Source organism: Salinicoccus cyprini (assembly GCF_007713705.1).
Classification (GTDB): Bacteria; Bacillota; Bacilli; order Staphylococcales; family Salinicoccaceae; genus Salinicoccus; species Salinicoccus cyprini.
On sequence record NZ_VMSJ01000005.1, the window covers coordinates 1 to 17,905 of the forward strand.

Consider the following 17,905-nt stretch of genomic DNA (forward strand, 5'->3'; position numbering starts at 1 on the left):
GGTTCGGCGTGCAAGTGTGGCGACACATTCAGCGGACGAATACTAATCGATCGATGACTTATTCAAATAAATGAAAACCGTGTTTGGTTTTCTGCGCAGCGCATTGTTTCTATCCGGTTTTGAATGTATATGGCATTCAACTGAATATTGTCCGGTGGCGATGGCGGAGAGGCCCCACCTGTTCCCATGCCGAACACAGCAGTTAAGCTCTCCAGCGCCGATGGTAGTTGGACTGACGTCCCGTGAGAGTAGGACGCCGCCGGGCAATTACATAAAGAGGATTCCTTTTACAAGGAATCCTCTTTTTTGTGTTCGATATAAAGGTTTTGGTTTGATATCTTGCATTCATTATAATAGAAAGAAATAAGAGACTGAATGATAGTTGGTGAAATGATGGAACTATACCGCAAAATAACCGGGATGCTTGATGACGAAAGTATATCCATGCATGTACCCGGTCATAAGAATAATACAATCGGCGCTTTATCGGATATCGACTGGCGCTATGACATGACAGAAATTGAGGGCCTTGACGACCTTCATGAACCAAGTGGTGTACTACAGCGATTGAATGATCGGCTGAGTATGAAGTATAAGGGATACACGGCGCAGATGATGGTCAATGGCACAACGAACGGCATCCTGGCAACCGTATATGCCCTATCTAAATTGCACGAACGTTTTATCATTATTGAGGGTGCCCATAAGTCCGTCTACCATGCTCTTGATCTTGCGGCTGCCTATCATAAGTCGATTACGCTGGGTGAGTGCGCCTCTTTCCCTTTTGAGAAAGGTGATGTTGTGGTGGTCACCTATCCAACCTACATGGGTGAATGCTTTGATATTGAAAATATGATTGCGCTTGTTCACTCCAAAGGTGGGCTTGTTGTTACGGATGAGGCACATGGTGCGCATTGTGATATCGCTCATGGCTTTCCTCGGTCGTCCATGAGCTACCAATCGGATGTAACCATCCAATCTTACCACAAGATGCTGCCGGCGTTGACAATGGCTTCAGTCGTGTTTACAAGAGATGAAATGCTGCATAGCTCCATCATGAAGTATATCGACTACTTTGAAACGTCCAGTCCCTCCTATCTTGTCATGCTGTCGATCGAGCAGGCACATGCATTCTACGTTGACTACCATCCAGCAGGATTTTTTGAGAAAAGGAAAGTACTGATTGAAGCACTGAGGAGGAGAAATATCGAGGTCCAAATACAGGATGATCCTGCCAAGCTTCTGCTGCTGCATCCGGACATCACTTCCTTGTCGCTGGCGGATGCTTTTATTGCACAGAATATCTTTCCAGAGATGTGGTCGGATGAAGGTGTGCTCTTCTGTCTGCCGCTCTTCCATGATGGAGACCGCTATCCATTCCATTCGCTATTGGAGCGTATCGGTGTGATGGACTTCAATGGAAGTATACCGTCACTCGGCGGATTTTCGGTGGATCTATTGGAGAGTCGCATCTGCATTCAGAGTATTATTCCTTATCCTCCAGGAGTGCCACTTGTACATGAAGGAGAAGTCATCACCTCGGAGCACCTCAAATCGATTACGCACTATCTGCGCAATCGTGTTAGAATAGAAGGTATAAAATCAAATATACAACATTACAAGAATGAGGATGACCAATGAGCTATTTCATAACATTTGAAGGCCCTGAGGGCTCGGGGAAGACAACGCTCATCTCCAAAGTCCACACGCAGCTTTCAAAGTCGCATGAAGTCATCATGACGCGTGAACCCGGTGGTATAGGGGTCAGCGAAATGATCAGGGAAATACTTCTGGCCAAGGGCAACGATATGGACGAACGGACTGAAGCGCTGCTGTTTGCAGCCTCCAGACGCCAGCATCTTGTAGAGAAGGTCATACCTTCATTGGAGGCTGGAAAGATAGTCCTGTGCGACCGTTTCATAGACAGCTCCATTGCCTACCAGGGATATGCCCGTGGCATAGGAACTGAAGCAGTGATGGAAATCAATCGCTTTGCGATAGAGGATCATATGCCTGATTTGACCATTTATCTTAAGCTGGATCCGGAGGTCGGCCTTGAACGCATTTCCAGCAATCAAAGAGATCATAATAGGCTGGATGCCGAGAAAATAGACTTTCATAAAGCAGTTGTTTCAGGTTATAATAAATTATCAGAAAATTACCCTGATCGCATCAGAACTATAGACGCAAGCCGGTCACCTGAAAAGGTGATGGAAGACGCAATGAACATAATCAACCAATACTTGAATCAAGAGGTGAATCAGTCATGAAAATGGTAATCGCAATTGTACAGGATCATGACAGTCAGAGATTGTCTGATCGGTTGACTAAAAACAACTTCAGGAGTACAAAACTTGCTTCGACAGGTGGTTTTCTGAGAGCAGGAAATACAACGTTCCTATGTGGTCTGGAAGATGATCGTGTGGATGAACTGCTCAGAGTGATTGATGATACATGCGGCAATAGAGAACAGACAGTGGCTCCAGTGACTCCAATGGGTGGGAATGCGGATTCATATATCCCTTATCCTGTGGAAGTTGAAGTGGGTGGCGCAACGGTATTCGTTCTGCCTATTGAACAATTTGAAAGATTTTAAGTGCAATTGGCTATGAAAGCTGAGAACAGCGTCGTAGAAACCCAATTGAACAGAATTATAGAGAATGGCCGGTTGAGTCATACTTATATGTTTGAAGGAGACGCAATAGAAACGTTAAATCGCTATAGCAGATACTTCGCACTGAACATTCTTGGAAATACACCAAGAAATGAAATGCTGATTTCAGAAGGCAACCATCCGGACTTCTTCTATCTTGAAACGCAGGAAACAAGCATCAAGAAGGAAGCTGTTGAAGATCTCGTCAGAAGAATGAACCGCAAGCCGACAGAATCGGAATACAAGGTGTATGTAATTGAAGCGTTTGAAAAGCTGACACCACAGGCAGAGAACAGTGTTCTCAAATTTCTTGAAGATCCGCCGGAGAAGACAATCGCCATTCTGCTTACAATCGATAAAAGCAGCATTCTGCCGACCATCCATTCGCGGGCTCAGCATATCCATATCAAAGGCGAACGTGATGATCGCATCAAAACGCTCGAAGGTTTGAATGAAGCTGAGCTGAATACTGTGGATGTGCTGGCGCTGAATGCCCAGCATGTCAAAGAGCTCGGATCTTCATTTTCCGAGTTGAGGCAGGCAGCCATGGGATTTTCAGCGAAGTGGCTTGGCAACCATCCACTTGTTCTGATAGAAATCAAACCGATGCTCGATCTTGGACAGAATAGAAGGGATCATGCTCTTCTACTGCAGATGATCGACGGTTACGTCAGGCAGTGCATGCATGAATTGCTGGAACTCGAGAATTTCAGGCCGTTTGGTGGCGAAGTGAATAAAACAACAGCAGGACAGCGTCTTGAGCGACTGTCGCGCATGCTGGAAGAGGTGCAGACAGCAAACCGTCTGCTCCAGTCCAATGTGCATCCCATGCTTGTATTCGAAAGCATGGTCATCTGCTCGAAAGGTTGAATGATATGATAGAACTCATCACCGCGACCCAACTCGACTATTTTGATAATCTATATATAGAAGCGAAGGGGGATGCGGTCACACGCGACGATTATATTGTCGCGGAGACAAAGCGCGGATTTGAAATGCTTCGTGTTGTAAAGTCGAACTACCGTGTCCCAAAAGACAATATTGTAGAACCGGACGGCAGATTTGTCCGTCGGGCGACAGACGAAGACGTGAAGACATTCGATAAGAATGACAGCATGGCAAGAGAAGCTCTAAGTTTTTGCAAGGAAGCTACGGTACAGGAAAAACTCGACATGCAGCTCGTCAATGCGAAGTACACACTGGACCGCAAGAAACTGATTTTCAATTTCACTGCAGATGAACGTGTGGATTTCCGGAGTCTTGTGCGCATTCTGGCAAACCGTTTCAAAACGCGCATCGAACTGCGCCAGATCGGCGTAAGGGACGAGGCGAAATATCTGGGCGGCATTGGTCCATGTGGTCGTGCACACTGCTGTTCCACATTCCTTGGTGACTTCGTGCCCGTCAGTATCCAGATGGCCAAGAACCAGGACCTTTCGCTCAGTCCGACCAAGATTTCAGGTGCATGCGGCCGTCTGATGTGCTGTCTGAACTTTGAAGATGAGTATTATGAAGATGCACGTGAACAGATGCCTGATGTTGGACAGACGATCGACACGCCGGATGGTCGTGCTGTTGTCATCGGCATGAATATACTGGACCTGGTCGTCAAGGTGAAATACAAGGATGACTACATCCGGGAATATCACTGTGATGAACTGAATGCGGCAGGCGGGGTGCAGTAATGGATCGTGAAAGACTGTTCACGCACATCAGTAAGCTTGAAGCGGACATGAACCATATGTATGACGAGCTTCAGACCTTGAAGGAGCTGTCCGTCCGTCTGGTGGAGGAGAATGTCAGCCTGCAGATGGAAAAGGAAAATTATGAGCAGCTTCTGGCGAAGGAAGAGTCGGAAAAGGCAAAGTCATTCAAACAGAATACATTGAACAATCTATATGACGAAGGATTCCATGTTTGCAGCATCCATTTTGGAACGCATCGGCATGGTGAGGACTGTCTGTTCTGCCAGGGATTCCTTCAGCATAGAAACAAATAGACGGCCTCGGCCGTCTTATTTATTGAGGGTGAAATATATGTTAAAAGAAGGAGAGCGTATGGATGAGCTGTTCCGGGAGTCTATGCAAATCATCCAGAGCAGTGAAGTCTTTTCATTTTCAGTCGATGCACTACTGCTTGCAAACTTTACACGTTTCTTGAAGAGGGACAGCACTATCATCGATCTGTGCTCCGGCAATGGCATCATTCCATTGCTGCTGTCACACCGGACCGCACTTCCCATAAGAGGGCTCGAGCTGCAGCCGGAACTTGTTGATATGGCAGAGCGCAGCATCCGGATGAATCATAAAGAAAAACAGATTACGATGGTCGAGGGGGATATCAGGAACATCAGGGAGATGCATGCTCATTCGACTTTTGATGTCATCACGGTGAACCCGCCCTACTTTACGAACAACCAGCCCATTAAGAATAAAGGCCCCCACAGCATTGCCCGCCATGAGATACATATCGATCTGAAAGGTGTAATCGAAGCGGCACGCTTCCTTGTTAAAAACAAGGGGCGTCTGTATATGGTGCATCGGGCGGAACGCAGCATGGAAGTGGCCAGTGAAATGTTCAATGCCGGATTCCGTATCAGAAGACTTCAGTATGTCTATAATGACCAGTCATCGGAAACGGCATTATTTGTGCTGGTGGAGGCGATATTCAACAGCCAGGCCTACGCAGATGTCCTGCCGCCGCTATATATATATGATGAAGCGGGCAACTATACAAAAGAAATGCTGGCGGTCTACTATGGATGAACACCATGTCTATATTGTAGAATGCGCAGATGGGTCACTCTATACCGGCTATGCAAAAGATGTCACCTCAAGAATAGTTAAGCATAACAGCGGTAATGGTGCGAAGTATACACGGAACCGTGGGCCGGTCCGGCTGATGCATTCGGAAACATATCAGACAAAAAGCGAGGCATTGAAACGCGAGCATGAAATCAAAAAGTTGACCAGGCAGCAGAAGCTGGCACTGATCAGGAGGGGTGTAAATGAAACTCTATATCACGGGTACGCCACTCGGCAACCTTGACGATATGACTTACCGGGCGATTGATACACTGAGGAATGTGGATGTCATACTATGTGAAGATACGCGTACGACGCGCAAGCTGACGACACATTTTGATATTGATACGCCTCTCAGAGCCTATCACGACTTCAATAAGGGGAAAGTGGAGGACGGAATCATAGAAGAGATGCATGAAGGACGCACATTCGCACTCGTGACGGATGCCGGCATGCCGGTCATTTCGGATCCCGGTTTCGAGCTGGTTGCAAGAATGCAGGATGCAGGGTTGGCATATTCCATCATCCCTTCAGGCTCTGCTTTTACACTGGCCCTTGTTGCAAGCGGTATTCCCTCATATGAGTTCACCTATTTCGGGTTTCTGCCGAAAACGAATGCAAAGCGTAAAAAGAAGCTCCAGGAGATCATGGCTCATGAACGGACATCAGTTCTGTATGAATCTCCTCATAAGATAAAGGATACATTGGCTGTAATCGCAGATATTGATGGACACAGAACGGTCAGCATATCGAGGGAAATCACCAAGAAGTTCGAGCAGCACGTCAGACGGCCAGCCGATGAGATGCTTCAGATGCTGGGTTCGGAAATTTCTCTAAAAGGGGAATTTGTCCTCGTCATTGAAGGGGCGGAATCAGAAGCGGTCGAATTCGATATACCGGTCATGGAACATGTGGAAGCGCTGATAAAGGAAGGCATGACACCAAAGCAGGCAATCAAGAAGGTAGCGGACGTGCGGGGGCTGAAGAAGCAGGATGTATATGACGAATTTCATGAAACAAAAAAATAAGCGGCGCACCGCTTATTTTTATTTGTCCATTTTTGATTGGATTTCCTCGATGAGTTTTTCTGCGCCTTCCTGGCTCAGAATGATGCGGCCATCAGCAAGGCGCATATTCTGCTCGGAGACATCTCCTGTAACGGCACAAGTCATCTGCGGTTTATATTTCTTCAGTATGATTGTGTCGTCATCAGTATATATTTCAAGCGCATCCTTGACTTCGATATCAAGTACACGTCTGAGTTCTATTGGTATTACTACCCGTCCAAGTTCATCCACTTTGCGTACAATTCCAGTTGATTTCATAAAGAATCCCTCCAAATTTTCATTCATCCACATGACCTATTCCATCTCCCTATCTATGTCTCCAGAAGATATCATGAAGAAGGGAAGATCGGTATTTAGATTGGCTACCCAAAATAAATCGGTTGAAACATGACCTAACATAAAGGCAGATGAATGTCAATGAACATATACCGCCCCTCTGTTGAGTTCTTGCTGATTATAGCATACCGCTTCGCCTTCCGCCAACATAAACAACCGATATTATTGAAAATTTGACTTAAATTCGTTATATTTAGTAAATGAACAAATAGGAGGAAGAGCATGGAAAAACCAACTTACTATATCACCACACCGATATATTATCCAAGTGGAAAGCTGCATATCGGCAATGCCTATACAACCATTGCGTGCGATGTCATGGCGAGATACAAGCGCATGCGCGGCTTCGATGTATACTATCTGACAGGTGCCGATGAGCATGGTCAGAAAATAGAGCAGAAAGCAGAAAAAATGGGCATTTCACCTCAGGATTATGTGGATGAAATGGCTGCATATATGCAGAACCTGTGGTCACTCCTTGAGATTACGAATGATCAGTTCATCCGTACGACGAGTCCGGGTCACAAAGCGGCAATCCAGAAGATTTTCAATAAGCTCTACGCGCAGGGCGATATATATCTTGGTGAGTATGAAGGCTGGTATTCCGTCGAAGATGAGGAATTTTTTACAGAAACCCAGCTCGATGAAGTGTACCGCGATGAAGCAGGTAGAATGATTGGTGGCATGGCACCGAGCGGTCATGAAGTGGAACTCGTAAAAGAAGAAAGTTATTTCTTTAAAATGAGTAAATATGCAGACCGTCTGGAAAAATTCTATGAGGAGAATCCGGGCTTCATCCAGCCGGAATCCCGCAAGAATGAAATGCTGAACAACTTCATCCGTCCAGGTCTCGAAGATCTTGCGGTCTCCCGTACGACATTCGACTGGGGCATTCCGGTCGAGTCCGATCCTGAGCATGTTGTATATGTGTGGATAGATGCATTGTGCAATTATATTACTGCTCTGGGCTACGGTTCCGATGACGATGCACTGTTCCAGAAATACTGGCCGGCGGACACACATATGATAGGTAAGGAAATTGTCCGTTTCCATGCAATCTACTGGCCGATCATGCTGATGGCACTCGATCTGCCGCTGCCGAAGAAGATTCTCGGCCACGGCTGGCTCGTCATGAAGGATGGCAAGATGTCGAAGTCGAAAGGCAATGTCATCTATCCTGAAACAGTTGTTGAACGGTATGGTCTTGATGCCCTTCGCTATTATCTGATGCGCGAAGTGCCGTTTGGTTCTGATGGCGTATTCACACCGGAAGCATTTGTTGACCGGACGAACTTTGATCTCGCAAACGATCTTGGCAACCTGGTCAACCGTACCATCTCCATGATCAACAAATATTTTGATGGTGAGCTGCCGGAGTATACCGGACATGAAACGGAATTTGATGAAGAACTTGAGCAGACAGTATATGAGAATATCAGACTGTATGAAGAGAGCATGGATGAGACGGAATTCAGCAAGTCGCTGAGAGCGGTATGGTCGATCGTCAGCCGTACGAATAAGTATATTGATGAAACAGCACCGTGGGTGCTTGCGAAAGATGAATCGAATCGTCAGGCGCTCGGCAATGTCATGGTACATCTGGCTGAGAACATCCGCATCGTTGCCATCCTGCTGAAACCTTACCTCACGCACGGACCGAAGGAAATCTTCAGACAGATGAATGTGACGGATACAGAACTTCAGACATTCGACTCCATCATGACATACGGCAGCATCAGAACAGCTGGATCGATGATCAGTAAACCTGAACCGATCTATCCACGTCTCGATGTGGAGGCGGAAGTTGCTCATCTGAAAGATCTGATGACACCGGATGCACCGGCAGAGGAAGACGAAGCGGAAGATGCATCCGGCAAGATTACAATCAATGATTTCAATAAGATTGAAATCAAAGTGGCGACAGTCATCCATGCAGAAGGCATCAAAAAGGCGGATAAACTACTCAAGATCCAAGTCGATCTTGGCGAGGAGAAACGGCAGATCGTCTCCGGCATACGCGAAGCATATGAGCCTGAAGATATTGTCGGCAAGAAAGTGCTTGTCGTAACGAATCTTGAGCCTGTCAAACTCAGGGGAGAGATGTCGGAAGGAATGATTCTGACTGCAGAGATGGGCAAGCATCTCACACTGATCTCAGTGCCGAATGGTATTGAAAATGGCAGTACAGTCAAGTAGAGGAGGATTTTCATGCTGATAGACACTCATGTACATCTGAATGCTGACCAGTATGATGAAGATCTCGAAGCGGTTCTCGGCCGTGCAGAGGAAGCCGGTGTCGAGAAGATGGTTGTAGTCGGTTTCGACAGGAAAACAATTGAACGCACTATGGATCTGATCGATAGATATGCCAACATCTATGGTGTCATCGGCTGGCATCCAGTGGATGCGGTGGACTGTACGGATAAAGATCTCAAGTGGATCGAAGAACTGTCCAGTCATGAGAAGATAGTAGGTATTGGAGAAACAGGCCTCGACTATCATTGGGATAAATCTCCGAAAGATGTTCAGAAAGAGATTTTCAGGAAACAGATTGCTCTGGCGAAGCGGGTGAAGCTGCCGATCATCATCCATAACCGTGAAGCCACGCGGGACTGTGTCGATATACTGAAGGCGGAAGGTGCTGACGAGATCGGCGGCATCATGCATGCTTTCAGTGGTACATCGGATGTCGCAGATGAAGTCATCGATATGAACTTCCATGTGTCTCTCGGAGGCCCTGTCACATTCAAAAACGCACAGGACCCAAAGGACATAGCCAAGCATGTGCCGCTCGACAGGCTGCTTGTCGAAACGGATGCACCATTTCTGACGCCTCACCCCTACCGTGGCAAAAGGAATGAACCGGCCCTGGTGAAACTGGTGGCAGAAAAAATAGCAGAGCTTAGAGAGATATCCTATGAGGATCTGGCGAAGCAGACGACAGAAAACGCCGAAGCACTCTTCAAGATATAGAGATGAAATCACCGTCATTGCGGTGATTTTATTTTTTATATGAAAAATGTGATATGATTGAAATGAGGTGCACGAATGGAAAAACCGATAATAAAGGAAGTCATCGTTGTCGAAGGCAGGGATGATACACGGCGTCTGAATGAAGCTGTTTCCTGTGAAACAATAGAGACGAACGGATCAGCCATCGATGAGACGGTGATGCGTGAGATCGAGGTGGCCCTATCAACGAGAGGTGCCATTATATTCACGGACCCGGACTATCCGGGGCAGAAGATCAGAAATACGATACTGGAGCGCTTTCCGGACATAAAAGAGGCGTTCATGCCGCGTGCAAAGGCGAAGGGGCGGAATGGCGGCATCGGGATAGAGCATGCATCCATAGAGGACATCATCGACAGTCTGTCGAAAGTATATACGAGCGTTTCGGGTTATGAGGAAAATATCACCATACAGGACATGGTGAGGTGGCGGCTGTCCGGTAACAGGGAAGCTGCCAGCCGCAGAACATACTTGTGCAACCGGTTGAACATCGGGTATGCCAATGCGGGCCAGCTCAGGAAGAAGCTGAACCGCTACAGCATTTCACATGCACAGGTTGAACGGACATTAAATGAACTAGAAGGTGAGTAGAATGAAGGATATTGCCACAGTAGGCAGAACAAAACAAATATTGAATGACCATGGTTTCACCTTCAAGAAGAGTCTCGGCCAGAACTTCCTGGTCGACCTGAATGTGATCAGGGAAGTGCTTGACAAGGCGGATATCACGGACCGGACCGGCATCATCGAGGTGGGCCCGGGAATCGGCTCTCTTACAGAGCAGCTTGCGAAACGCGCCGGAAAAGTGGTTGCTTATGAAATAGATCAGCGGCTGATCCCTGTACTTGAGGATACGCTGTCACCATATGATAATGTCGAGGTCGTAAATGAGGATATATTGAAGGCGGATGTCATGACCACCATTTCGGAGTCGCTAGCGGGATGCGATGAAGTGATTGTCGTCGCCAATCTGCCGTACTACATTACAACGCCGATACTGATGCATTTCCTCGAGCAGAACCTGCCGATTGAACGCTATTATGTCATGATGCAGAAGGAAGTCGGGGAGCGGATCAGCGCCGGGCCGAACAGCAAATCATATGGTTCACTATCCATCGCCATCGACTACTATACGGAGGCACGCGTTGTTCAGAATGTACCCAAATCCGTTTTCATGCCGCCGCCGAATGTGGATTCCATCATCGTGGAGATGGTGCGCCGCAAGACGCCGAAAGTGGATGTTGATGACGAAGTACTGTTCTTCAAGCTGACGCGTGGGGCGTTCGGCCAGAGAAGAAAGACGATACTCAACAACTACTCGAACATCTTTGAAAATGGCAAAGAGAAGAAGGAAGCACTCCATCAGATGCTTGAGCAGGCCGGTATCGACCCGAGAAGACGTGGGGAGAGTCTTTCGATTGAGGATTTCGCAAAAATATACCAGTCGGCCCGCTCTTTTCCCGATCTGAAGGTCTCTGACGGGGCATAGAAGTAACAGAATTTACGCGAAATTTTGACAGAATTATGTAAACTTGCTATACTATCAGTAGTGAGGTGGGCCAAATGCCAAAAACTTTAGTCGACATCAAAAAAATTCTTGATTGTCAATTGGGTTGTCCAGTTTTACTCCGTGCAAATGGAGGACGCAAGAAGTTGATTGAACGACGAGGTATTCTGAGAGAGACATATCCTTCTGTCTTCGTCGTAGAACTCGATCAGGAGGAACATAGCTTTGAAAGAGTGTCATATACATATACTGATGTATTGACATCCAACGTTGAAGTGACATTCTATAATGAACAGAGAGAAGCATTTGTAATCCAATAATCGAACGGTGGCTGCTATCCCAGGATAGCAGCCTTTTTGTATACAAAAAACAGGCCGCGTACGACCTGTCCCACTGTGTCTGCTATCGGATCGTCTTAAGTCCTTTTGACCAGTTCACCGTCGTTGTAACGACATTCTCCATTGTTGCATGATGTATCTCTGCAGGCTTGAATGTCTTCATGTTTTCAAAATCGGTGAATAGGCTGAAGGCGCCGAACGGCGTTACAGTGGCGATATTCAGATTCCCAAGAATCTGCCGGAGCGAGAGCGTAGCTGCGACAGCCAATGTGGAACCGTAGCCGACGATTCCAGCAGCCTTATTCGCCCATTCGGGACCGATATAGTCGATTGCGTTCTTAAGCGATGCAGTGATGCTTTTGTTGTATTCAGGCGTGATGAAAATAAAACCATCCAGTTCATCTATTTTTCTGGACCAGGCATTGACCGTATCCTTTGAATATTCCTTGTTGGCCATTGCAGGCGGAACATCTTCACTAAACATCGGGAAGTCATATTCCATAATATCAACGATTTCAAACTGGGCATCGAGATCGAGTTCCTCTGCAAATGTCCTGACCCATTCGGCCACCTGAAGATTGACGCGCGCAGGACGTGTACTGCCTGTAATGATTCCGATTCTGACCATACTGTATTCCTCCAATGTCCATCAATACAACTGGACGTTTATAGTAATAAAAAGTAACCTGCTATGTACATGATAAAGCAATGAGGCCGAAATTCAACTTTTTTGTCTGCTGATGTGAATACTGCGGATGACAGCATCAGAAGGCAAAGTATAATATAATTGATGAATATAAACGGATCGTGAGGTGAGGACCATGCTTGAAATCAAAGTCTCCAAAGTGATTGATAAGGAAAATGAACAGATCATAAGATTCAGAAGTGATGATGTAACTGTCATCCAGATGCCCATCGAGTATATCCATAAGGTCATGGCACTGACCGAGCATTCACCGGAGATCTTCCGCCTTGAAAGTTCAGCTCGGAACTACGACCGTCTGACGGTAAAGGAGCAGCTCAAGTTCTACAGGAAATGGTACAACAGTGATCTGGATATCGATAATATTCTGAGACAGTTCGAGCTGGAAGCTTTTAAGAAGATGCGGCTTGGGAAATGCAGTGACGAGATTACCCAGCGGATGTCCTACATCCATGCGCTGATGTCCGACCGCACATGTGTGCTGGCCGTAAATCCGCTATATAATGCAACAGTGGACAACATCCATCTTTTTCATAAAGCGATCGATCAGATGAAGCGGATGGGCAAGGCTGTCATGGTCGTCACACACAGTACAGAAGATGCCTTCGTCATCTCCCAGGATATTATGAAACTTAATGATCAAGGAATCAAATCGGTGGAAACAGAGGAAATGTCTGACGAACCACAAAGTGCGCTCAACCGTATGAAAGCAAAATCTGAAGACAAGACGATTTTCGTGGATCTGGAAGATATTGAATACTTGGAGAGCAGCGATGGGAAAGTCTATATAAATATTTCCCGGGAAAAGTTCGTGATAGAGGGCAATCTGACTGAAGCGGAGCAGAAATTGAAGGATTACGGCTTCTATAGGTGTCACCGTTCGTATATCGTCAATCTGAAAAAGGTGAAGGAAATCATCAACTGGTCGAAAAATACATACTCTGTCGTCATAGACAACCCGGATAAGACCAAAATTCCACTGTCCAGAACAAAATATAATGAAATTCAGGAACTGCTCGTGCTTCGCTAGTACACTCTGTCTAGAATAGAGTACACTTCAGCAGATGAAACAGCAGTTTATCCCTGTATCCATACTTCTAAGAGCAATCTGGCAACATTTCATCCAGTATATATCGCAGCTGTCATCCCACCGTTCTAGAATGGAGACATCCTAGAAATGGAGGTCGAATTTATGAAGTCTGTAATTAGTGTGGAAGGCTTGAAAAAACAATTTGATAATGAAGAGGCGTTGAAAGACATTTCCTTCGAGGTCGGTAAAGGAGAGATTTTCGGGTTGCTCGGACCGAGTGGCTCAGGCAAGACCACTACCATCAAAATACTGACCGGGGAACTGGAACCGTCTGGGGGCCTTGTGGAGGTGCTCGGCTATCAGCATGGCGCATTCAAAAAATCCGAATATGTCAGGTCGCTCGGTATACTTTCCGATAACAGCTCATTGTATGAACGTCTTACAGTAAAGGACAATCTGGCACTTTTCAGGAAGCTGTATAACACAGAACAATCAAAAGTGGATCAGGTGCTGAAAGATGTCGGACTGGAAAAGCATATCAACAAGCGGGTCAAAGATCTATCCAAAGGTATGAAGCAGCGTATACTGCTTTGCAAGGCGGTGCTGCATGAACCGGCAGTACTCTTCCTTGATGAGCCGACGAGTGCGCTCGACCCTGTGACGACAGACAGCATCCATGATATGCTCCTCAAAATCAAAGCACGGGGTACGACAATCATGCTGACGACACACAATATGGACGAGGCGACGGTACTGTGCGATACAGTTGCATTTCTGAACGAGGGGATCATCATCGACAATGGGTCGCCGGATGCACTGAGACAATCCTATAAAACCAATGACATGCATATCACCTATGACGATGGTAGGACAAAGCAAATATCACTGAGTCCGGAAAATAAAGTACAGCTCGAAGCAGCCCTGTTCGATACGAATGTCGTCAATATGAAGAGTGACTACCCGACACTTGGTGAAGTGTTCAAAAAAGTAACAGGAAAGGAGCTTGTCTGATATGAATACAGGTAGAATCATGGCAATTTTTGAAAAGGACCTGAAAGAGTTTACACGCAATATGATGCTTTTCACGACGATACTACTTCCTATTTTTCTGGCATTCATGTATTCACGCATGGGTGATGGAGAGGCAGCCCTTCCCGCAATGCTCGTCTATCTCATTGTAGGTGTCGCGTTTTCGGCGATACTTTGCAGCGGCATCATGACCATGATGGCTGAAGAGAATGAGAAGAATACGTTAAGAGGGCTGATTCAATCGCCTGCCTCGATGATGGATATCCTGATTGGTAAAAGCCTTGTCGTTACATTGATGACTGCCGCTTCCCTCACTGCCGCCTTTCTGCTCATGAACGCGGCGCTCGAATGGTCGGTGGCCTCAATCGGAGCTCTGCTGCTGCTCGCACTATTTTTCCTCAATGTCGGCATAGCCGTCGGTCTCACCGTTGATAGTGTGGCAACGACTTCAGTCTATCTGCTGCCGATCATGTTCATATTCGGATTTACTCCAATGGTTGAAATAGTCGTACCTGAACCGGACCACTTTGTAAGACAGATCACCGATTACCTGCCGCTCTATCAGAATATAGCGATCCATGACGGCGAAACAGTGGTTCCCTTGCTCATTCTGGCCGCCTGGACACTTGCCAGTTTCCTCTATGTCACATGGGCTTTCAGGAAACGTATGAGTGACGAGGCGAAATAGATGTCCCAAAGTCATATTGTATCGTTCCGATTTATGATAAACTGATACAAAAATGACCGTATAATGGATGTGAAAGTATGCATTTTGAAACTGCACCAGCAAAAATCAATCTGACATTGGATACACTGTTCAAAAGGGAAGACGGCTACCATGAAGTGAACATGGTCATGACGACCGTCGATCTGAATGATCAGCTGACTTTTGAGAAGAGAAATGATAAAAGAATCGTCATTGAAACCGAACACCAGTATGTGCCTTCGGATCGGCGCAACCTGGCTTATCAGGCGGCGGCTCTGATGATTCGTACGTACGGTATCGATACTGGCGTTACCATTGCGATAGAAAAGAACATACCCATCGCTGCAGGGCTTGCAGGGGGGTCAGCTGACGCTGCCGCTACATTCAGGGGGATCGATGCGCTCTATGATCTGGGCGCTGATATCAACGAGCTGGCCGAACTATCCGGTCAGCTCGGTTCTGATATCCCATTTTGCGTCTACGGAGGCACGGCACTGGCAACAGGCAGGGGAGAAAGGATCGAACATCTATGCAAACCGCCGAATGCCTGGGTGATCCTGGCCAAACCGAAAGTGAACGTTTCTACAAAGACCATCTATCAGGCACTGGAACCGGGCAAGAACCATCCAGCCTCAGAGGATATGGTCAAAGCAATAGAAGCAGGAAACTACCAGATGATGATGAAGCTGATGAAGAATGACTTGCAGGAAGTGACCATGAAAAAGCATCCTGATGTCAAAAAGCTTATTGATACCATGCTCGACAACGGTGCGGATGGTGCAATGATGAGTGGAAGCGGTCCGACCGTTTTCGGTTTCACCCACAAGGAACGGCAGGCGACACAATTATATAATGCCATCAAAGGCTGCTGTCACGAAGTTTACAAAGTAAGATTGCTCGGATGATTGCTGAAAACCGAACTTTTATGGTAAAATCGCTATATTAAATACGGTATCAGGAGTTATTTTATGAAATTCAAACGCAGTGAACGACTGGTCTTCATGACCCAGCATCTCACTTCCCATCCGAATCAGCTGATTCCACTTACATATTTTGTAGACAAGTTTACCCAAGCGAAATCATCAATCAGCGAAGACATCCGCATCATCAAGGATGTTTTTGAGAATGAAGGCATCGGCACTGTGCGGACCACAGCCGGTGCAGGTGGCGGTGTCACATTCCAGCCGAAGATCAGCTGCCAGCGGGCTCGAGAAATTGTCGGGAACTTCATGGAAGTACTTAAAACGAAGGAGCGGCTGCTCCCGGGCGGATATCTCTATATGTCCGATATCATGGGCAATCCGCATCTGATGGATGACATCGGCGAACTGATTGCAACGATGTATGGTGATGAAACAATCGACGCGGTCGTCACCATCGCAACCAAAGGCATCTCGTTTGCCAATGCAGTGGCAAGAAAACTGAATGTGCCAGTGGCCGTCATCCGCAAGGATAACAAGGTGACGGAAGGGTCTACTGTCTCTGTGAACTATGTGTCGGGATCGACGCGTAAGATAGAGACGATGGTCCTGTCGAAACGCACTTTGAAGGAAGGCTCCAAAGTGCTCGTTGTGGATGATTTCCTGCGGGCCGGCGGCTCTATTACAGGTGTGATCAATCTGATGGAGGAGTTTTCTGCAGAAGTGATCGGGGTCAGTGTGCTTGTCGAGGCGAAACAGGTGGAAAACCGGCGTTTCAATGACTACACCTCTCTATTGAAAGTATCGGAGATCGATGAATTCAACCAGTCCTTCCTGGTGGAAGAGGGCAACTGTTTAGAGTATATTGAAAGTGGAAATGATAAATATAAAGCATAGTCAGGAGAGATCCGTACAATGGAAACCATCAATTCTTCAAAAGCACCAGAAGCACTCGGACCCTACAGCCACGGCATGAAAGTGGGGAATATGTTCTATTCCTCAGGTCAGATTCCGCTCAACCTTGAAGGGGAGATCGTCTCCGATGATGTCCAGGAACAGACCAAGCAGGTGATGGAGAGTGTCGGTCATGTTCTCGCAGCAGCAGGCATGGGTTATGAAAATATTGTCAAAACAACGATTTTCATCAGTGATATGAATGATTTCCCACTGATCAACGAAGTTTACGGCGCCTATTTTACGGGTAAACTACCAGCAAGATCATGTGTAGAAGTCAGTCGTTTACCGAAAGATGTGAAAGTGGAAATTGAAGTGATTGCATCTGAAATGAACGAATAGATTGGTTGGCTGAAGCAGTACACATACGATCCAACAATAACTATTATTGGGGGAACAAACGATGAAGATAACAGATGTTAGACTGCGGAAAGTAAATAACCAAGACACTCGAATGAAAGCACTGGCATCCATTACTTTTGAAGATGCATTTGTCATCCATGACCTCAGGGTCATCGAAGGGAACAATGGTCTGTTTGTAGCAATGCCGAGCAAAAGAACACCTGACGGAGAGTTCAGGGACATTGCCCACCCGATCCATTCCGATATGCGGCAGCACGTTCAGGAAGAAGTGATGCGGGTATATGAAGAGACGGAAGACCCTGAACCACAGATAGAGGACGCGCCTGAAACATCCGAAACAATTGTGGACCCGACGAAGGATGCAGTAAGCCGTGAAGACGCAGAGTACCATCAGGAAGAATCAGGACAGGACAACACTGAAGACGATAAATAGCGGCAGCCCGCAAAGCACATGCTTTGTGGGTTTTTTGCCATGAAGAACTT

At 46.6% G+C, this 17,905-nt stretch carries 23 protein-coding genes and 1 rRNA gene; 22 read left to right on the top strand and 2 right to left on the bottom strand.

Annotated features, from left to right (window positions below):
- The first annotated feature begins 150 nt into the window (after positions 1-150).
- The 10 genes from rrf (at position 151) to rsmI (ending at position 6,485) form a co-directional block, all read left to right on the top strand.
- Positions 151-265, top strand: a 5S ribosomal RNA gene (gene rrf, locus FO441_RS10365).
- 110 nt (positions 266-375) lie between these two features.
- Positions 376-1,641: an Orn/Lys/Arg family decarboxylase gene (locus tag FO441_RS10370; RefSeq protein ID WP_246095120.1), complete on the top strand. Its 1,266-nt coding sequence runs from the start codon at positions 376-378 to the stop codon at positions 1,639-1,641.
- On the top strand, positions 1,638-2,270 hold the full coding sequence (gene tmk, locus FO441_RS10375; protein ID WP_145289701.1) for a dTMP kinase: 633 nt from the start codon (positions 1,638-1,640) through the stop codon (positions 2,268-2,270). Before FO441_RS10370 ends, tmk begins: the two co-directional genes overlap by 4 nt.
- A complete protein-coding gene (locus FO441_RS10380; RefSeq protein ID WP_145289703.1) occupies positions 2,267-2,596 on the top strand; it encodes a cyclic-di-AMP receptor in 330 nt (109 codons plus the stop codon). Before tmk ends, FO441_RS10380 begins: the two co-directional genes overlap by 4 nt.
- A 72-nt stretch (positions 2,597-2,668) precedes the next feature.
- Positions 2,669-3,523: a hypothetical protein gene (locus FO441_RS10385; RefSeq protein ID WP_246095122.1), complete on the top strand. Its 855-nt coding sequence runs from the start codon at positions 2,669-2,671 to the stop codon at positions 3,521-3,523.
- A 5-nt stretch (positions 3,524-3,528) separates the two neighbouring features.
- A complete protein-coding gene (locus FO441_RS10390; RefSeq protein ID WP_145289709.1) occupies positions 3,529-4,338 on the top strand; it encodes a PSP1 domain-containing protein in 810 nt (269 codons plus the stop codon).
- Positions 4,338-4,652 (top strand): initiation-control protein YabA, encoded by a 315-nt coding sequence (locus FO441_RS10395; protein ID WP_145289712.1) that lies wholly within the window; start codon positions 4,338-4,340, stop codon positions 4,650-4,652. Before FO441_RS10390 ends, FO441_RS10395 begins: the two co-directional genes overlap by 1 nt.
- A 37-nt stretch (positions 4,653-4,689) precedes the next feature.
- Entirely contained in the window at positions 4,690-5,418 is a 729-nt protein-coding gene (locus FO441_RS10400; RefSeq protein ID WP_145289715.1) for a tRNA1(Val) (adenine(37)-N6)-methyltransferase, read from the top strand.
- Complete coding sequence (locus FO441_RS10405; RefSeq protein WP_145289718.1) at positions 5,411-5,701, top strand: GIY-YIG nuclease family protein; 291 nt, start codon at positions 5,411-5,413, stop codon at positions 5,699-5,701. The genes FO441_RS10400 and FO441_RS10405 overlap by 8 nt, the downstream gene beginning before the upstream one ends.
- Complete coding sequence (gene rsmI / locus FO441_RS10410) at positions 5,661-6,485, top strand: 16S rRNA (cytidine(1402)-2'-O)-methyltransferase (RefSeq protein ID WP_145289721.1); 825 nt, start codon at positions 5,661-5,663, stop codon at positions 6,483-6,485. The genes FO441_RS10405 and rsmI overlap by 41 nt, the downstream gene beginning before the upstream one ends.
- Positions 6,486-6,503: 18 nt before the next feature.
- Here the strand turns inward: rsmI and FO441_RS10415 are convergent, their stop codons facing one another.
- Positions 6,504-6,782: a transition state genes transcriptional regulator AbrB gene (locus FO441_RS10415; protein ID WP_145289725.1), complete on the bottom strand. Its 279-nt coding sequence runs from the start codon at positions 6,780-6,782 to the stop codon at positions 6,504-6,506.
- Positions 6,783-7,082: 300 nt separating this feature from the next.
- Here FO441_RS10415 and metG point away from each other — a divergent pair, with 300 nt between their 5' ends.
- The 5 genes from metG to FO441_RS10440 all read left to right on the top strand — a co-directional run bounded on the left by metG (position 7,083) and on the right by FO441_RS10440 (position 11,699).
- The gene (gene metG / locus FO441_RS10420) at positions 7,083-9,056 is read left to right on the top strand and encodes a methionine--tRNA ligase (protein ID WP_145289728.1); all 1,974 of its coding nucleotides are present in this window, start codon (positions 7,083-7,085) and stop codon (positions 9,054-9,056) included.
- 12 nt (positions 9,057-9,068) lie between these two features.
- Positions 9,069-9,833, top strand: coding sequence for a TatD family hydrolase (locus tag FO441_RS10425; RefSeq protein ID WP_145289731.1), 765 nt, complete (start codon positions 9,069-9,071; stop codon positions 9,831-9,833).
- A gap of 75 nt (positions 9,834-9,908) precedes the next feature.
- Entirely contained in the window at positions 9,909-10,463 is a 555-nt protein-coding gene (gene rnmV, locus FO441_RS10430) for a ribonuclease M5 (protein WP_145289734.1), read from the top strand.
- 1 nt (position 10,464) lies between these two features.
- A complete protein-coding gene (gene rsmA, locus FO441_RS10435) occupies positions 10,465-11,361 on the top strand; it encodes a 16S rRNA (adenine(1518)-N(6)/adenine(1519)-N(6))-dimethyltransferase RsmA (RefSeq protein WP_145289737.1) in 897 nt (298 codons plus the stop codon).
- A gap of 74 nt (positions 11,362-11,435) precedes the next feature.
- Positions 11,436-11,699 (top strand): Veg family protein, encoded by a 264-nt coding sequence (locus FO441_RS10440; protein ID WP_145289740.1) that lies wholly within the window; start codon positions 11,436-11,438, stop codon positions 11,697-11,699.
- An 82-nt stretch (positions 11,700-11,781) separates the two neighbouring features.
- On the opposite strand, the gene FO441_RS10445 is transcribed toward FO441_RS10440, so the two are convergent.
- On the bottom strand, positions 11,782-12,345 hold the full coding sequence (locus FO441_RS10445; protein WP_145289743.1) for an NADPH-dependent FMN reductase: 564 nt from the start codon (positions 12,343-12,345) through the stop codon (positions 11,782-11,784).
- Between the two features lie 193 nt (positions 12,346-12,538).
- Between FO441_RS10445 and FO441_RS10450 the strand changes: the two genes are divergently transcribed.
- The 7 genes from FO441_RS10450 (at position 12,539) to spoVG (ending at position 17,855) form a co-directional block, all read left to right on the top strand.
- Positions 12,539-13,450, top strand: coding sequence for a response regulator transcription factor (locus FO441_RS10450; protein WP_145289745.1), 912 nt, complete (start codon positions 12,539-12,541; stop codon positions 13,448-13,450).
- 162 nt (positions 13,451-13,612) lie between these two features.
- Positions 13,613-14,461 (top strand): ABC transporter ATP-binding protein, encoded by an 849-nt coding sequence (locus tag FO441_RS10455; RefSeq protein WP_145289748.1) that lies wholly within the window; start codon positions 13,613-13,615, stop codon positions 14,459-14,461.
- A 1-nt stretch (position 14,462) separates the two neighbouring features.
- Positions 14,463-15,167, top strand: coding sequence for an ABC transporter permease (locus FO441_RS10460; protein ID WP_145289751.1), 705 nt, complete (start codon positions 14,463-14,465; stop codon positions 15,165-15,167).
- Between the two features lie 77 nt (positions 15,168-15,244).
- On the top strand, positions 15,245-16,090 hold the full coding sequence (ispE, locus tag FO441_RS10465) for a 4-(cytidine 5'-diphospho)-2-C-methyl-D-erythritol kinase (protein WP_145289754.1): 846 nt from the start codon (positions 15,245-15,247) through the stop codon (positions 16,088-16,090).
- A 63-nt stretch (positions 16,091-16,153) separates the two neighbouring features.
- Complete coding sequence (gene purR, locus FO441_RS10470) at positions 16,154-17,002, top strand: pur operon repressor (RefSeq protein ID WP_145289757.1); 849 nt, start codon at positions 16,154-16,156, stop codon at positions 17,000-17,002.
- 18 nt (positions 17,003-17,020) lie between these two features.
- Positions 17,021-17,401: a RidA family protein gene (locus FO441_RS10475; protein ID WP_145289760.1), complete on the top strand. Its 381-nt coding sequence runs from the start codon at positions 17,021-17,023 to the stop codon at positions 17,399-17,401.
- A gap of 61 nt (positions 17,402-17,462) precedes the next feature.
- Positions 17,463-17,855, top strand: coding sequence for a septation regulator SpoVG (gene spoVG / locus FO441_RS10480; RefSeq protein WP_237605058.1), 393 nt, complete (start codon positions 17,463-17,465; stop codon positions 17,853-17,855).
- Positions 17,856-17,905: the final 50 nt, after the last annotated feature.

What these genes read in the sequence shown, in the direction of transcription:
- rnmV (WP_145289734.1), top strand. Translation starts at nt 9,909, where the DNA reads ATGGAAAAACCGATAATAAAGGAAGTCATCGTTGTCGAAGGCAGGGAT.
- FO441_RS10395 (WP_145289712.1), top strand. Translation starts at nt 4,338, where the DNA reads ATGGATCGTGAAAGACTGTTCACGCACATCAGTAAGCTTGAAGCGGAC.
- FO441_RS10425 (WP_145289731.1), top strand. Translation starts at nt 9,069, where the DNA reads ATGCTGATAGACACTCATGTACATCTGAATGCTGACCAGTATGATGAA.
- FO441_RS10440 (WP_145289740.1), top strand. Translation starts at nt 11,436, where the DNA reads ATGCCAAAAACTTTAGTCGACATCAAAAAAATTCTTGATTGTCAATTG.
- FO441_RS10400 (WP_145289715.1), top strand. Translation starts at nt 4,690, where the DNA reads ATGTTAAAAGAAGGAGAGCGTATGGATGAGCTGTTCCGGGAGTCTATG.
- metG (WP_145289728.1), top strand. Translation starts at nt 7,083, where the DNA reads ATGGAAAAACCAACTTACTATATCACCACACCGATATATTATCCAAGT.
- FO441_RS10475 (WP_145289760.1), top strand. Translation starts at nt 17,021, where the DNA reads ATGGAAACCATCAATTCTTCAAAAGCACCAGAAGCACTCGGACCCTAC.
- rsmI (WP_145289721.1), top strand. Translation starts at nt 5,661, where the DNA reads ATGAAACTCTATATCACGGGTACGCCACTCGGCAACCTTGACGATATG.
- FO441_RS10390 (WP_145289709.1), top strand. Translation starts at nt 3,529, where the DNA reads ATGATAGAACTCATCACCGCGACCCAACTCGACTATTTTGATAATCTA.
- FO441_RS10370 (WP_246095120.1), top strand. Translation starts at nt 376, where the DNA reads ATGATAGTTGGTGAAATGATGGAACTATACCGCAAAATAACCGGGATG.
- rsmA (WP_145289737.1), top strand. Translation starts at nt 10,465, where the DNA reads ATGAAGGATATTGCCACAGTAGGCAGAACAAAACAAATATTGAATGAC.
- FO441_RS10405 (WP_145289718.1), top strand. Translation starts at nt 5,411, where the DNA reads ATGGATGAACACCATGTCTATATTGTAGAATGCGCAGATGGGTCACTC.
- FO441_RS10445 (WP_145289743.1), bottom strand. Translation starts at nt 12,345, where the DNA reads ATGGTCAGAATCGGAATCATTACAGGCAGTACACGTCCTGCGCGCGTC.
- purR (WP_145289757.1), top strand. Translation starts at nt 16,154, where the DNA reads ATGAAATTCAAACGCAGTGAACGACTGGTCTTCATGACCCAGCATCTC.
- tmk (WP_145289701.1), top strand. Translation starts at nt 1,638, where the DNA reads ATGAGCTATTTCATAACATTTGAAGGCCCTGAGGGCTCGGGGAAGACA.
- FO441_RS10455 (WP_145289748.1), top strand. Translation starts at nt 13,613, where the DNA reads ATGAAGTCTGTAATTAGTGTGGAAGGCTTGAAAAAACAATTTGATAAT.
- FO441_RS10450 (WP_145289745.1), top strand. Translation starts at nt 12,539, where the DNA reads ATGCTTGAAATCAAAGTCTCCAAAGTGATTGATAAGGAAAATGAACAG.
- ispE (WP_145289754.1), top strand. Translation starts at nt 15,245, where the DNA reads ATGCATTTTGAAACTGCACCAGCAAAAATCAATCTGACATTGGATACA.
- spoVG (WP_237605058.1), top strand. Translation starts at nt 17,463, where the DNA reads ATGAAGATAACAGATGTTAGACTGCGGAAAGTAAATAACCAAGACACT.
- FO441_RS10380 (WP_145289703.1), top strand. Translation starts at nt 2,267, where the DNA reads ATGAAAATGGTAATCGCAATTGTACAGGATCATGACAGTCAGAGATTG.
- FO441_RS10415 (WP_145289725.1), bottom strand. Translation starts at nt 6,782, where the DNA reads ATGAAATCAACTGGAATTGTACGCAAAGTGGATGAACTTGGACGGGTA.
- FO441_RS10460 (WP_145289751.1), top strand. Translation starts at nt 14,463, where the DNA reads ATGAATACAGGTAGAATCATGGCAATTTTTGAAAAGGACCTGAAAGAG.